Below are 12,555 nucleotides of genomic sequence, written 5' to 3'. Positions count from 1 at the left end.
TGCTTCCCACTACCAGCCTCCGAAGGGGGGAACCGCCATGCCCGTCCTCGTCGTTCTCAGCGCCGTCTTCGTCGTCGGTGTAGAGCAGACCATCCAGTGGAAGTACGGCCCCGCCGGCGCCGTCGGTCTGCTGCTGCTCAGCATCGGCATCAAGGCCAAGAGCCCCGCCATCAGCTCCGTCGGCGCCGTGATCCTCGCCCTTCTCGCGACCGGGCCCGCCGTCAACTCGTGAGCACCAACTCCGAGCTGATGGTCTCCCACAGCGCGTTGAACCACAGGTGGGACTGTTCCACGAACGTCGTGTCACGCGGTCCGGCGCCCTGTTCGAAGGCGAACAGCACCGACCGCGTGCCCTCGGCGTCGTACATCTCCAGCAGCTCCTGGTCGATCGTCTGCTCGCGCCGCCGGACCGTGTAGTACGCGAACAGGGCTTCCGTCCCGTTGAGCAGATACAGCTTGACCGGCGGGGTGAACGGCAGCGCGCGGAAGGTCACGTGCACATCGATGCCGTGCGTGGAGCGCAGGGTGAGCAGGTTGTGCCGCAGCACCTGGCCCTGGGCGTTGCGATGGGCCAGCCAGCGGCGCTGCAGTCGCCCGGTGGCCGAGGCGTCCACCGGTGCCGGGAAGGCGAGGTCGATGTCCCGGGACGGCAACAGGACACGGACGTCGATCTTGGCCGGTTTCAGCTGCCCCGCGTGAATCTGCCGCAGGGGTTCTCCGATCGCGACCGTCAGCGAGACCGCGGTGAGACAGAGCGCGTCGACCTCCACATGCTCGGCCGCGAAGGCTTCGGTGACACGTGGCGGCAGCGCGACCATGGACGCCTGCGGCGTCGCGGCCGGCCCGGTCGGGGGGCCGCCGGCGCCCGGCTGCGCGGCGACCGTCGCCGGACTTCCCTTGGAGACGTTGGTGAGGAGCCGTTCCGACTGCAGAATGCGAAGCGCCTGGCGCACCGCACCCCGCTCGACGCCGAACTCGTCCGCCAGCCGGGCCTGCGTGGGCATGCGCTCCCCCGGCCGCAGCACCCCGGTTCTGATCCTGGTGCGCAGCTCGTCCGCCACCTCGCGGTGTGACCGCTGCGGCCGCTCCGCCCTCCTCCGCCCATTGACGGAGGCATGTTCCGGCTCCACGTTCGCACAGTACAACTTCCCGCCATCTTGCGTCAGTTCAAAGAGAGATGGTTATAGGACGCTTCCAAGCGGACATAAGTACAGTGAAGTTGGCTGCCAACTTCAACAACATGGTCAAACTTCCATACGGTTGGCCGGTCGGGCTCCCTTCCGGAGGGGAGCCGGGAGCCCGAGCAGTCGGCACCGACGTACAGCCACAACTGAACAGCTTCCGCACAGCCACAACTTCAGAGCGACAAGAGCACAGCCACAACTGAACAGCTACGGATAGACGGAGAACAGAACGCCTGAATGTCAGCAGGACACAAGGGCAGCCGCACGGCGAAGGGAGCTCTCAGAACATGTCCGGGCACCAAGGACGCCCGGACGTACGCAGCAGGGCGTCGACCCCACGGGCGGCGCCCGCTCGTTCTTCCCGGAGCCGGCCCAGCGCCGCCAGCCGCCCCGCGGACCCGTCGCCCAGCCACAGCGTCGCCAGCTCGGACACGTCCAGGGTGAGGTCGGCGCTGCGGGTGGTCGGCACACAGGTGGCGCCGTCGGGGGTCGCGTCCAGCAGGAAGCGGCCTCCGGCCAGGCCGGCCCGGTCCACGACCTCCAGGACCACCGTGCCCGCCGTGTCGTACGTACGCGCCTCCAGGGCTGCCACGACGTCCAGGATCCGCACCCACAGCCAGTCCGCCTGTGTGGTGATGCTCGCCGCGCGCGGGTCCGGCAGATACTGCGGGAGCAGGTCGTCCGGGGAGCGCCAGCCCGACTTCACCCGCGTGATCCAGTCGATGGAGCAGAGGTAGTGCCACAGGGCGCGCTCCGCGGCCGGGGTCGCCGCGATCAGCCAGCTCACCGAGGCCGTGTTCAGCGGCTGCTTGGCGTCGTTCCAGTTGTCGTCCGCCCGGTACGAGACCAGCCCGTCGACGACGCCGTCCGCCGAGCGGTACACCGCGTAGAAGGGCTCGGTCCAGGGGTTGCCGTACAGGTGCAGCTGCCCGGTGTTCGACGCCCACCAGTGCTCGTCCCGGCTGACCGCGCCGGGCTGGACGAGCCGCAGCCGCTCGTGCAGCCAGGGGCCGATCCGGCGGACCTCCGCGCCGTCGACGAGGTCGACCCGGCCGCCGTCCTCCGGCACGGTCCGGCGCGGGTCGAAGCCGGCCCGCGGCACGTCGATCGACCATTCGGTCATGGTGGTGGCCGGGCCGAAGCCGTAGCGGCCGTAGATCCGGTACTCGGCGGCGATGAGGGTGGCGACGACGTCCCCGCGTTCCTTCGCGGCCGTCAGGTCGTCCGTCATCAGCCGGGTGAGCAGCCCGCGGCGGCGATGGGTGGCGACGACGGCGACGTTGGAGATGGCGTCGGCCGGCACCTGGGCGCCGCCGACCGCGGTGAGCTCCTGGGGGAACGAGCGGAACGTCGCCACGCACTTTCCCGCGTCGAACGCGGCGGAGACGCGGGAGCCGGCGAGCGCCGTCCGGCGGTCGGCGACCCCCTGCTCGGTGACGACGGGCGGGCGCAGGAAGCCCGTCTGCAGGGCGCGTATCCAGTCGGGGAGCTCGGCGTCGGTGATCGGCCGAACGTCGGGGTCGAACGGGCGGCCGAACGAGCGGCCGCCGGCCCGGTCGGCAGGCTGATCGCCGGCCCGGTCGGCAGGCTGATCGGCGGGCCGGTCGGCGGCCCGGTCGGTGGAGTGGTCGACGGGCCGGTCGGTGGAGTGGTCAAGCGGCTGGTCGGTGGAGTGGTGGTCGGTGGCTCGGCTGGTCATGGAGTCACCGTAGGCAGGCCGGGGCGGGCGCCGCGGGGAATTTTCACCCGCCTCCGGGGGCCCGCCTCCGGGGGCCCGCCTCCGGGGCGCCCGCCCCGGGACACCCGCCCGCCTCGCGCATGACCGTTACACCAGCAGGTCCTCCACCTGCGCCTCCCCCTCCCGGTACCTCCTGCTGATCTCCGCGCCCGAGCCGTCGGCCGTGCGCTGGAGGTGCTGGCGGCGGCTCGAGACCTGCTGTTCGTAGCGGACCAGGCGGGCCATCGCCTCATGGAGCTCGGGGTCGGTGCGGGCGTCGAGGTCGGAGAGTTCGACGTCGGCGAGCATGTCGGCGGCCAGCCGGCGGTACTCCTCGCTGTGCGGGGTGCCCAGCGTGACGTGCCGGGCCGAGGAACGGTGGCGGGCCGGGGCGTCGGTGAGGATCTCCGACAGCCGCTCGACCACGGAGGCCGCGCCCGTCGGGGAACGCCGGGCCAGTTCCGCGCGCAGGATGTCGATACGGCCCTGGAGCAGCCGTCGTACGTAGCTGAGATCGGCCTCGTCGCGCTGGGCGTCCCGGCGCAGGGTGCGCAGTTCGGGCAGGCTCAGCCCGGCCAGGTCGGGCTCCGGAGGCGGCGCGGACAGCACGGGGCTGTCGCCTCGCTGTGTCGGCGGCCGGTGTGTCGCAGGCCGCCCGGTACTCGGTGTGCTCATGTCCTTCGACCGTCCCCTCGACCGGCGTGTGGAAAGCATCGTGCCACCCCAAGTGGCCGCTTTGTGACCGAGTCCCCCCGAACGGCCCCAGATAGGGGCTTAAGGATCAAAAATGGGCCCCTCGCGGGTTCGCGCGGGGCACCCGTCATCATGGTCCGCATGCGAGCGGTGGTGCAGAGGGTGGACGGCGCGAGCGTCGTCGTGGACGGCGAGACGGTCGGGGAGATCAGCGGCGAGGGACTGTGCGTCCTGGTCGGCGTGACCCATGAGGACACCAAGGAGAAGGCGGCCCAGCTCGCCCGCAAACTCTGGTCGGTGCGCATGCTGCACGACGAGCGGTCCTGCAGCGACGTCGACGCTCCCCTGCTGGTGATCAGCCAGTTCACGCTCTACGGGGACGCCCGCAAAGGCCGCCGCCCCACCTGGAACGCGGCGGCCCCCGGCCCGGTCGCCGAGCCGCTCGTCGACGAGGTCGTCGCCCGGCTGCGCGACCTGGGCGCGACGGTGGCGACGGGCCGGTTCGGCGCGCAGATGCGCGTGTCGCTGACGAACGACGGCCCGTTCACGGTCCTGCTGGAGATCTAGCCGGGACCCGAAAGGGAACTAGGGTTCGACGACGACTTCCTGGGCCGCCGCCGTCGTCCCGGCCACCAGCGGGGCGTCCACCGGCACATTGCGCTTCACCAGGGCCAGGGCCACCGGGCCGAGTTCGTGGTGGCGCGCGGACGTGGTGATGAAACCGATCTTGCGGCCGTCGGGGTCCTCGTCGGCGACGCGGAGTTCGGTGCCGGCCGCCGGGAGGTACACCTCGCTGCCGTCCAGGTGCAGAAAGACCAGGCGCCGGGGCGGCTTGCCGAGGTTCTGGACCCGGGCGACCGTCTCCTGGCCGCGGTAGCAGCCCTTCTGGAGGTGCACGGCGGTGCCGATCCAGCCGAGCTCGTGCGGGATCGTGCGGTGGTCGGTCTCGAAGCCGACGCGCGGCCGGTGCTGCTCGACCCGGAGAGCCTCCAGGGCGAGGATCCCGACCGGCCGGCCCGCCTGCCCGGCGAACGCCTCCAGATCGGCGCGGGGCAGGAAGAGATCACGGCCGTGGGCGGTCTCCCGGACGACGACGCCGGACGGGACGGGCGCGATCGACCCCGCCGGGAGATGGACGACCGCGGTGTCCGCCGTCCGGTCGGCGACCTCGACCCGGTAGAAGAACTTCATCGACTCCAGGTAGGCGATCAGCGCTTCCTGGGTGTCGGGTTCGACGTGCGCCCAGACCGTCTCACCGTCGTCCACCAGGTAGAGCGCGTGCTCGATGTGGCCGTGCGCGGAGAGGATCAGCGCCTCGGTGGCCTCGCCGACGGGGAGGTCCGTGAGGTGTTGGGTGAGCAGCAGGTGCAGCCAGCTCAGCCGGTCCTCGCCGGTGACGGTGACCACTCCGCGGTGCGAGAGGTCGACGAAACCGGTGCCGTCGGCGAGGGCGCGCTGCTCGCGGAACAGGTCGCCGTAGTGACCGGCGACGCCTTCGTCCACGCCCTCGGCGGGGACGGCGCCGGGCAGGGACAGCAGAGGGCTCTTCATACGCCTAAGCCTACGACTCAGTAGTTGAACTCTTGGCAGTCGAGCTCTTGGCACCGGCTGAGCTCTCGGCGGCCGAGCCCTTGAGCTTGAGTGTGCAGTCCTTGCAGCGGCCGAAGATCGCGAAGTGCTTCATGTCGGTCTCGAAGCCGAAGGTCTCGCGCAGCTTGGCCGTGAACTCGGCGGCGACCTTCACATCCGTCTCGATGACGTTCTCGCAGTCCCGGCAGACCAGGTGGATGTGATGGTGCCGGTCGGCGAGGTGGTACGTGGGCGCGCCGTGCCCCAGATGGGCATGGCTGACCAGCTCGAGTTCCTCCAGGAGCTCCAGCGTCCGGTAGACCGTCGAAATGTTGACCCCCGACGCCGTCTTCCGCACTTCCACGAGAATGTCGTCGGGGGTCGCATGCTCCAGGGTGTCCACTGCTTCGAGGACAAGCTGTCGCTGCGGCGTCAGTCGATAGCCGCGCTGCCTGAGGTCGCTCTTCCAGTCGGTGCTCACCACACCAAGAGTCTAGGTCTACGTCAGCTACTCAGGACTGGCGTCCCAGGTTTGCGGCTCAGGTCGTCGATGGCCTCGACGAAGCCCGGCCACGTCCAGTCCTCATGCTGCGGGCGTGAGGACAGGGGCCACTGACCTGGCCCCGCAAACCCACACCTACCAGCCGCGAGCGGCGATGTTGTGGGAAGCATTCAGGTCTGCATGCTCAACGAAGCCGCAAGACCTGCACTCGAACACGGCCTGTGACGGCCGGTTGCGCTTGTCGACGTGATGACAGCGAGAGCATTCCTGGCTGGTGTAGCGCGGATCAACGTACACCACTGGCACGCCCGCCCGCCGTGCCTTGTAAACGATGAACTGACCGAGCTGGTGGAACGCCCACGAGTGCAGCGCGACGCGTTGGGGCTTCTTGAGCCGTACCCGCTCGCGGATGCCGCTCAGGTCTTCCAGAGCGACCCCACGACCAGTGCGTTGAGCCTCCGCCACGATGCACTTACTAATCTTGTGATTGATGTCGCGGGCCCTGCGAGCTTCCCTGCCCGCGAGCCGCTTCGCCCGGCGCTTGGCGGACTTGGTCCCCCTCTGTTGAAGCCTGCCGCGCAATCTCCGGTCCAGTTCGCGCCTACGGTTCAAACGCCGCCCGCTGTGCCGCTGCCCTGTAGAAGTGGTGGCGATATTCACGATCCCGAGATCCACCCCAACGAACCCGTCCGGCCTGCTGTTCTCTTCGGCCTCTGGAACGTCGCAGGTCGCGATCAGGTACCACTCACCGTTCTGGTACAACAGATCCGACTCGCCGCGTCGGTAGCGGACCAGCAAATCCAGCTGCTCCGGGTACCCGGCAAAAGCGATCCTCTTCAGTCGCCCGTTGACGCTCCAGATCGACACAGTAGAGGCGCTCACCTGCCAGGACAGGCAGCGGTCATCGAAAGGCTGGGCTGCCCCCGCGCGAAACGTGATCGGCTTGGTAGTGGCCCGCACGTACCGCTGAGAGCCCGGCTCACCCAGATTCCCCACCCGCGCGTGCGCCTTCAGTACGGCGTAAGCGTCGGAGACCTTCCGCACGACGTGCAACGCAGGCTGCGCAGACAACCCCCGCGCCCGTAGATCCCCGTATGCGCGGGCCTGAAGCCCCGCTCGAGAGGTCACTTGATGGTTGAACGCTTCGGAAGAAAGCCAGTTCGCCGCCTCGTTGCAGGCTCGCAGGGTCGCGGCAAGTGCCGACGCCTGTTCAGGCGTCGGCAGCAGCTTGACCCGCACCGCCAATTTCACAATGCAGAACGCTAGGCGGCAGCCCGAGCCGCGTCCGGCCGATCCGCATCCTTCACTCGAACAGGTGACCAAGGGCAGGCATCATTTGAAGAAGGCGATCCCGTCGTCCGGCATGTCGTCGGGGAGGGCCTTCGCCCAGCGCTCGACGTCCTCCGGGGTGACGACCTTCTTCAGGTGGGCCGACATGTAGGGGCGCAGCTCGACCTCGGGGGTCTGCTTCTCGCCGACCCACATCAGGTCGCTCTTGACGTAGCCGTACAGCCGCTTGCCGCCGGTGTAGGGGCCGGAGGCCGCCGTGCGGGCCACCGCGTCCGTGACCAGGTCGATCTGCGGCTTCTTGTCGGCGAGCTCGCCGTACCAGATCTCGACCACGCCGTCGTCGCGGACCATGGTCACCTCGACCTTGCGGTCGGCGTCGATCCGCCAGAAGCCGGACTCGGACTCGAGCGGCCGGACCTTGTTGCCCTCGCCGTCGAGAACCCAGGTGTGGGAGTGGTACTCCAGGAAGTCGCGGCCGTCGTGGCCGAAAGTGACCTCCTGTCCGAAGTTGCACTTCTCCGAACCGGGGAAGTCGTGCACGCCCGCGCCCGCCCAGCTGCCCAGCAGGAAAGCGAGGGGGACGAGGTTCTTGTGGAGGTCGGACGGAATCTCGATCATGAGTGGCAGTTCCTGAACGTGGTGGTCAGCGCTGGCCCTGGTACAGCTTCTTGACGGCCAGAGCGGCGAAGGCGAAAACAGCGACGCAGATCAGGGCCAGCAGGGCTTCGAACAAGATCTCCACGGGTTGCTCCTCCGATGAGCGTGCATCTGGGACGTGCGAAAGGGCCGGGCCCCAGCTTACGCGGCCGGGGCCCGCCCCTTCCCGGTGAGGTGCTCCCGCCCGGGGGTCAGCCCAGCAGCTGACTCTGCAGGGTGACGGTCTGCTGGAACGGCACGGCCGCGGCGGCGCCCTTACGGGACTGGAGGACCACGGCGATGACGTCACCCGCCCGCAGATAGGCCTGCCGCAGCTGCTCAGCACCGTACGGCTTGGCCTCGTCGTAGGAGTACCGCATGACGCTCATGCTGTCGAAGTCGGCGGCGGTGGGGTACTGCTCGTCGTACTGCGCCACGGGGGCGCCCCGCACGGCGTGCAGCGGAGCGCCGTAGGTGGTGAGCTCGCCGTAGAGATCGTCGGCCACCGTCCCCGTGTCGAACTGGAGCAGGTAGACGCGGGTGCTGGTGCCGTCCTGGGTGGTCCAGCCGCGGGCAGCGATGTGCCGCAGACCGTAGTCGGTGAGCAGCTGGCCGACCGTCTCCCGGTCCGCCTTCGCCTCGAACACCGCCAGGAAGTCCTTGGTCGGCAGCCAGCCGTCGGCGCCGCGCAGCGTCTTTTCGTCCGTCGCCCCCTCGGGCGCCGGCAGCAGCAGCGCGCGCAGGTCCGCGTAGTGGGACCGCGCCCAGTTCTTGGTGTCGAACGGCCCCGGGCTGCCCGAGGGCAGTGGCGGCCTGGTGATCTCCGGGTACGCCCAGCGGCCGTCCGACTCGGTGGCGAGACCGGGTACGTCCGTGCGCTCCATGCGCGTGATCCCGTACGCCGTCCCGGCCCCGAGCGCGGCGAACACCGTGACGACGGCGGTCCACCGCAGCACGGCCCGCAGAACCCGACGGTCCTTCACGACGCCGGCGCCTTCCGCCTCGGCGGTCGGGGTCGGCTCGGGGAGCGCCTCGGGGGTCGGCTCGGAGGTCGGCTCGGAGGTCGGGGTCGGCTCGGGGAGCGCCTCGGCAGTCGAGTCGGGGGTCGGGGTCGGCTCGGGAGCCGTCTCGTCGGTCGGGTCGGCGGGCGGCGTGCCGGGGTTCGGCTGGGGTGACTGGGCGGTGGTCATACGGCCTGTCCCGGGTCGTCGATGCGGTCGAGTTGTGCGGTGAAGAACTTGGCGACGAACTTCGCGTCGAGCGTGCCGGGGGCGTCCGCGGTGACGCTGACCAGCACGTCTCCCACGTAGGCGGTGCAGAGCGCGAGGCCGAGCTCCTTGTCCTTGTCCTTTCTCTTGGGCGTCAGGAAGCACTGGGCGTCCTTGTGTCCCGCGATCTTCGGACCCTTGCGGAAGATGTCCATGGCGGCGAGGAAGCCGTTGTAGGACGTCGCCGACTGACGCACGGCGGTGCGGTTCTCCAGCCGCGACAACGTGACGTCGAAAGCGATCGCGTCCGTGTTGTTGTAGTCCAGCTTGCTGACGACATAGCTGCGCATCGCCATGCCCTTGATGCGCTCCTTCTCGAGCACCTTCTCCAACTGCCGGCGCGACTTGGCGGGCAGGTCCTTGATGGCCTCCTTGCGCAGGGCGGTGGCCTGCGCGCCGCTGAACTCGGCGTCCGCGCCGAACTCGGCGAGGTCGGGGCCGGGGTCGAAGCCGTCGGTGCCGTAGGGCACCAGCAGGGCGCTCAGCCCCGCCTGCTTGGTCTGCTCGGTGCCCTGGGCGGCCAGCGACGGGAACTTCCACGTCGGCGCGCCGGGATCGCGGTCCGCGTCCTGGACGGTCACGACGGTGTAGCCGACCCCGCCGACGAGCGCGCAGGCCAGCAGCACGGCTCCCGCCACGGCGACGATCCGGCCGGGCCGAAGGCCCTTGCGGACGAGGTCCGCCGCGCTCTCGGGGCTCGCAGCGGGCTCGGGGCTCTCGACCCTGTCGGGGTTCGCAGCGTCCTCGGGGTTCTCGGGGTTCTCGGGGTTCTCGGGGTTCTCGGGGTTCTCGGGGTTCTCGGGGTTCTCGGGGTTCTCGCTCACAGGTTTCCCACCTGCCGCTGGGCCAGGTCCATGATCTTCGTCTTGGAGATCGGCTTCGTGTCGCTGATGTAGATCTCCACGTAGATGTCGCCCCGCCAGGCATGCGCCTCGGCCGAGTAGACCGGCAGGTAACCCGGCTCCCGTTCAGGTGTGTCGTGCACGTAGGCCGTCCCGTTGCCGTCCCCCGTGCCGGGGACGGGCCAACTGCGGGTGTCGTCCTCCTCCTCGGCCCAGTAGTGGCCGTTGTCCGCCCACTCCGACGCGGCCGGCTTGCTCAGCTGGCGGAACTGCACGAGCCGGACCCGGACGAGGTACGTCTTGCCCACCTGCCACGAGGTCTCGGCCGCTCGGCGGAACTCGTCGTCGACGAGGTTGTTGAACGTGACGCCCGGCTTTTCGTACCGGTCCGCGTAGCCGGCCAGATCGACCCAGCCGTCGCCGCCCGCCGCGAACAGGCTGTCCTTCGCGCCCTTGGGGCGCGTGATCAGCAGCTTGCGCAGATCGCCGTCCGTCTTCACCCGTCGGTCCTGCGCCGCCGACAGCGGCTCGACCTCGCCCTTGCCCTGTCCGAGCACTGGCTGGGAGAGCGGCGGCAGCGCGGTGGGCTCGCGCTCGGCCTGGACGAGGTAGCCGGTGCATGCGCCCGCGACGATCCCGAGCACTGCGGCTCCGGCGATCATCAGCGTCGTCCGGCCACGTCGGCGCGGCCTGCGCGGCCGGGGCGGATCGCCCTCGGCCGCGTCCTTCACTTCTTCTTCGGCCCTTTCCGGACCTTCCACGACATCCCCCTCGGAAGCTTGGAACGCGTGATCGACAACGCGCTCCACAGGAGACTCATGGTCTGAGCATGGAGTTGCAAGCGAGTTGATTACGATTCAGGTATGGCGAAGAAGCTCGTGATCAAGGTGACGGCGGGGGCCGATGCCCCCGAGCGGTGTTCTCAGGCGTTCACCGTCGCGGCGGTGGCGGTGGCCAGCGGGGTCGAGGTGTCGCTGTGGCTGACCGGGGAGTCCGCCTGGTTCGCGCTGCCGGGCCGGGCCGCCGAGTTCGAGCTGCCGCACGCGGCTCCGCTGCCCGATCTGATCGACTCGATCGTCGCCGCGGGCCGCCTCACCCTGTGCACCCAGTGCGCGGCCCGCCGGGACATCACGGAGAAGGACGTCATCGAGGGCGTCCGGATCGCAGGCGCACAGGTGTTCGTACAGGAGGCGCTGGCGGACGACACCCAAGCCCTCGTCTACTAGCACCGGCCCCTACTGGGACCGGCGTTTCTTGCCGTCCAGTTCGTCCCACCACTCGTCGGACTTCGGGTCGCCCGAGGGGTCGTCCCACCAGCGGTCCTCGGGGCCGCGCCGGTTGGCGACCATCGCGGCCAGCGGCGGGATGACCATGGCCACCACACACATCCCGACGGCCACCGGCATCGACCAGAGCCGCACGACTCCCCAGGCCAGGACGAACAACGTCACGCAGGTCCCCATCATGGCGAAATACACGTGCCGACGGTGTGCGTACATAGCTCCAGGGTAGGTCGGGACATGCCGGAGGGCCGCGCCCTGTGCAGACCTGTGCGGGGTGCGGCCCTCCGGTTGATCAGGGGCTTCTCAGACCGCGATCGCGACCTCCGCGAGGCCGCCCTGCTGGGCGACGACCGTGCGGTCGGCGGTGGCGCCGGGGACGAGCGCACGCAGCGTCCAGGTGCCCTCGGCCGCGTAGAAGCGGAACTGTCCGGTGGCGGAGGTCGGAACCTCCGCGGTGAACTCGCCGGTCGAGTCCAGCAGGCGGACGTATCCGACCACCGGCTCGCCGTCGCGCGTCACCTGACCCTGGATCGTGGTCTCACCGGGCTTGATCGTCGAGGCGTCCGGGCCGCCGGCCTTCGCTCCGCACATGTCTTTCTCCAAGAGGGGTCTGACCGGAAGGAAGGCCGGTCGGGATCGGGATGCTTCGCTTACTTGTTGGCGCCGAGCTCGATCGGGACGCCGACGAGGCTGCCGTACTCGGTCCAGGAGCCGTCGTAGTTCTTGACGTTCTCCACGCCCAGCAGCTCGTGCAGCACGAACCAGGTCAGGGCCGAGCGCTCGCCGATGCGGCAGTACGCGATGGTGTCCTTGGCCAGGTCGACCTGCTCGTCGGCGTAGAGCTCCTTGAGCTCGTCGTCCGACTTGAAGGTGCCGTCGTCGTTGGCGTTCTTCGACCACGGGATGTTGCGGGCGGACGGGACGTGGCCCGGACGCTGCGACTGCTCCTGCGGCAGGTGCGCGGGAGCGAGCAGCTTGCCGCTGAACTCGTCGGGCGAGCGGACGTCGACCAGGTTCTGCGCGCCGATGGCCGCCACCACGTCGTCGCGGAAGGCGCGGATGGACGTGTCCTGCGGCTTGGCCTTGTAGTCGGTCGTGGCGCGCTCCGGCACCTCCTCGACCAGCTCGCGGGCGTCCAGCTCCCACTTCTTGCGGCCACCGTCGAGCAGCTTGACGTTGTCGTGGCCGTACAGCTTGAAGTACCAGTAGGCGTAGGACGCGAACCAGTTGTTGTTGCCGCCGTAGAGGATCACCAGCGTGTCGTTGGCGATGCCCTTCGCGGACAGGAGCTTCTCGAAGCCCTCCTGGTCGACGAAGTCACGGCGGACCGGGTCCTGGAGGTCCTTGGTCCAGTCGATCCGGATCGCGTTGCGAATGTGGTTCTTCTCGTACGCGGACGTGTCCTCGTCGACCTCGACGATGGCGATGTCGGCGCTGTCGAGGTTGGCCTCGACCCAGTCGGCGTCGACCAGGACGTCGCTGCGGCTCATGCTTGTTCTCCTCCGGGGCAGTTGCGGCGGGGGTGTGCAAGAAAAGAAGGGTGCGCGGCCGGGTCTCGCCGGCGGCCGGCG

Annotated in this window: 16 protein-coding genes; 3 read left to right on the top strand and 13 right to left on the bottom strand. The window is 69.5% G+C overall.

Translation table 11 applies throughout. The annotated features are described in order from the left end of the window. Positions 1-37 precede the first annotated feature (37 nt). Complete coding sequence (locus ACWCPF_RS35320; protein ID WP_451049193.1) at positions 38-232, top strand: hypothetical protein; 195 nt, start codon at positions 38-40, stop codon at positions 230-232. Here ACWCPF_RS35320 and ACWCPF_RS35315 read toward each other — a convergent pair. The 3 genes from ACWCPF_RS35315 to ACWCPF_RS35305 form a co-directional block, all read right to left on the bottom strand. After that, positions 222-1,130 carry a winged helix-turn-helix domain-containing protein gene (locus tag ACWCPF_RS35315; RefSeq protein WP_451049192.1) on the bottom strand — a complete coding sequence of 303 codons (909 nt, stop codon included), beginning with the start codon at positions 1,128-1,130 and terminating at the stop codon, positions 222-224. The two genes, ACWCPF_RS35320 and ACWCPF_RS35315, sit on opposite strands and share 11 nt — an antisense overlap. Positions 1,131-1,464: 334 nt before the next feature. Then, on the bottom strand, positions 1,465-2,883 hold the full coding sequence (locus ACWCPF_RS35310) for a GNAT family N-acetyltransferase (RefSeq protein ID WP_451049191.1): 1,419 nt from the start codon (positions 2,881-2,883) through the stop codon (positions 1,465-1,467). Positions 2,884-3,009: 126 nt separating this feature from the next. Continuing rightward, the gene (locus ACWCPF_RS35305) at positions 3,010-3,576 is read right to left on the bottom strand and encodes an RsiG family protein (RefSeq protein ID WP_451049190.1); all 567 of its coding nucleotides are present in this window, start codon (positions 3,574-3,576) and stop codon (positions 3,010-3,012) included. Between the two features lie 159 nt (positions 3,577-3,735). Here ACWCPF_RS35305 and dtd point away from each other — a divergent pair, with 159 nt between their 5' ends. Then, on the top strand, positions 3,736-4,161 hold the full coding sequence (gene dtd, locus ACWCPF_RS35300) for a D-aminoacyl-tRNA deacylase (protein WP_451049189.1): 426 nt from the start codon (positions 3,736-3,738) through the stop codon (positions 4,159-4,161). A gap of 18 nt (positions 4,162-4,179) precedes the next feature. Here the strand turns inward: dtd and ygfZ are convergent, their stop codons facing one another. The 7 genes from ygfZ to ACWCPF_RS35265 all read right to left on the bottom strand — a co-directional run bounded on the left by ygfZ (position 4,180) and on the right by ACWCPF_RS35265 (position 10,462). Next, positions 4,180-5,145: a CAF17-like 4Fe-4S cluster assembly/insertion protein YgfZ gene (ygfZ, locus tag ACWCPF_RS35295; RefSeq protein ID WP_451049188.1), complete on the bottom strand. Its 966-nt coding sequence runs from the start codon at positions 5,143-5,145 to the stop codon at positions 4,180-4,182. 10 nt (positions 5,146-5,155) lie between these two features. After that, a complete protein-coding gene (locus ACWCPF_RS35290) occupies positions 5,156-5,647 on the bottom strand; it encodes a Fur family transcriptional regulator (protein WP_451049187.1) in 492 nt (163 codons plus the stop codon). Positions 5,648-5,800: 153 nt separating this feature from the next. Beyond that, entirely contained in the window at positions 5,801-6,916 is a 1,116-nt protein-coding gene (locus ACWCPF_RS35285) for an RNA-guided endonuclease InsQ/TnpB family protein (RefSeq protein ID WP_451049186.1), read from the bottom strand. Between the two features lie 81 nt (positions 6,917-6,997). Beyond that, entirely contained in the window at positions 6,998-7,573 is a 576-nt protein-coding gene (locus tag ACWCPF_RS35280) for an FABP family protein (protein WP_451049185.1), read from the bottom strand. A gap of 230 nt (positions 7,574-7,803) precedes the next feature. Further along, entirely contained in the window at positions 7,804-8,781 is a 978-nt protein-coding gene (locus ACWCPF_RS35275; protein WP_451049184.1) for a hypothetical protein, read from the bottom strand. Beyond that, positions 8,778-9,683, bottom strand: a complete 906-nt coding sequence (locus ACWCPF_RS35270; RefSeq protein ID WP_451049183.1) for a hypothetical protein — start codon at positions 9,681-9,683, stop codon at positions 8,778-8,780. The genes ACWCPF_RS35275 and ACWCPF_RS35270 overlap by 4 nt, the downstream gene beginning before the upstream one ends. Further along, positions 9,680-10,462 (bottom strand): hypothetical protein, encoded by a 783-nt coding sequence (locus tag ACWCPF_RS35265; RefSeq protein WP_451049182.1) that lies wholly within the window; start codon positions 10,460-10,462, stop codon positions 9,680-9,682. The genes ACWCPF_RS35270 and ACWCPF_RS35265 overlap by 4 nt, the downstream gene beginning before the upstream one ends. Positions 10,463-10,564: 102 nt before the next feature. Here ACWCPF_RS35265 and ACWCPF_RS35260 point away from each other — a divergent pair, with 102 nt between their 5' ends. Beyond that, on the top strand, positions 10,565-10,927 hold the full coding sequence (locus ACWCPF_RS35260) for a DsrE family protein (protein ID WP_451049181.1): 363 nt from the start codon (positions 10,565-10,567) through the stop codon (positions 10,925-10,927). A gap of 9 nt (positions 10,928-10,936) precedes the next feature. Here the strand turns inward: ACWCPF_RS35260 and ACWCPF_RS35255 are convergent, their stop codons facing one another. The 3 genes from ACWCPF_RS35255 to ACWCPF_RS35245 all read right to left on the bottom strand — a co-directional run bounded on the left by ACWCPF_RS35255 (position 10,937) and on the right by ACWCPF_RS35245 (position 12,474). Further along, positions 10,937-11,200: a DUF3099 domain-containing protein gene (locus tag ACWCPF_RS35255; RefSeq protein ID WP_451049180.1), complete on the bottom strand. Its 264-nt coding sequence runs from the start codon at positions 11,198-11,200 to the stop codon at positions 10,937-10,939. An 87-nt stretch (positions 11,201-11,287) separates the two neighbouring features. Next, the gene (locus ACWCPF_RS35250) at positions 11,288-11,575 is read right to left on the bottom strand and encodes a DUF1416 domain-containing protein (RefSeq protein WP_046591460.1); all 288 of its coding nucleotides are present in this window, start codon (positions 11,573-11,575) and stop codon (positions 11,288-11,290) included. Positions 11,576-11,634: 59 nt separating this feature from the next. Continuing rightward, the gene (locus ACWCPF_RS35245) at positions 11,635-12,474 is read right to left on the bottom strand and encodes a sulfurtransferase (protein WP_451049179.1); all 840 of its coding nucleotides are present in this window, start codon (positions 12,472-12,474) and stop codon (positions 11,635-11,637) included. Positions 12,475-12,555: the final 81 nt, after the last annotated feature.

It is taken from the genome of Streptomyces sp. NPDC001858, from assembly GCF_053594615.1.
This window is presented reverse-complemented; position numbering and strand designations above follow the sequence as displayed.

What these genes read in the sequence shown, in the direction of transcription:
- ACWCPF_RS35320 (WP_451049193.1), top strand. Translation starts at nt 38, where the DNA reads ATGCCCGTCCTCGTCGTTCTCAGCGCCGTCTTCGTCGTCGGTGTAGAG.
- ACWCPF_RS35310 (WP_451049191.1), bottom strand. Translation starts at nt 2,883, where the DNA reads ATGACCAGCCGAGCCACCGACCACCACTCCACCGACCAGCCGCTTGAC.
- ACWCPF_RS35305 (WP_451049190.1), bottom strand. Translation starts at nt 3,576, where the DNA reads ATGAGCACACCGAGTACCGGGCGGCCTGCGACACACCGGCCGCCGACA.
- dtd (WP_451049189.1), top strand. Translation starts at nt 3,736, where the DNA reads ATGCGAGCGGTGGTGCAGAGGGTGGACGGCGCGAGCGTCGTCGTGGAC.
- ygfZ (WP_451049188.1), bottom strand. Translation starts at nt 5,145, where the DNA reads ATGAAGAGCCCTCTGCTGTCCCTGCCCGGCGCCGTCCCCGCCGAGGGC.
- ACWCPF_RS35280 (WP_451049185.1), bottom strand. Translation starts at nt 7,573, where the DNA reads ATGATCGAGATTCCGTCCGACCTCCACAAGAACCTCGTCCCCCTCGCT.
- ACWCPF_RS35275 (WP_451049184.1), bottom strand. Translation starts at nt 8,781, where the DNA reads ATGACCACCGCCCAGTCACCCCAGCCGAACCCCGGCACGCCGCCCGCC.
- ACWCPF_RS35260 (WP_451049181.1), top strand. Translation starts at nt 10,565, where the DNA reads ATGGCGAAGAAGCTCGTGATCAAGGTGACGGCGGGGGCCGATGCCCCC.
- ACWCPF_RS35255 (WP_451049180.1), bottom strand. Translation starts at nt 11,200, where the DNA reads ATGTACGCACACCGTCGGCACGTGTATTTCGCCATGATGGGGACCTGC.
- ACWCPF_RS35250 (WP_046591460.1), bottom strand. Translation starts at nt 11,575, where the DNA reads ATGTGCGGAGCGAAGGCCGGCGGCCCGGACGCCTCGACGATCAAGCCC.
- ACWCPF_RS35245 (WP_451049179.1), bottom strand. Translation starts at nt 12,474, where the DNA reads ATGAGCCGCAGCGACGTCCTGGTCGACGCCGACTGGGTCGAGGCCAAC.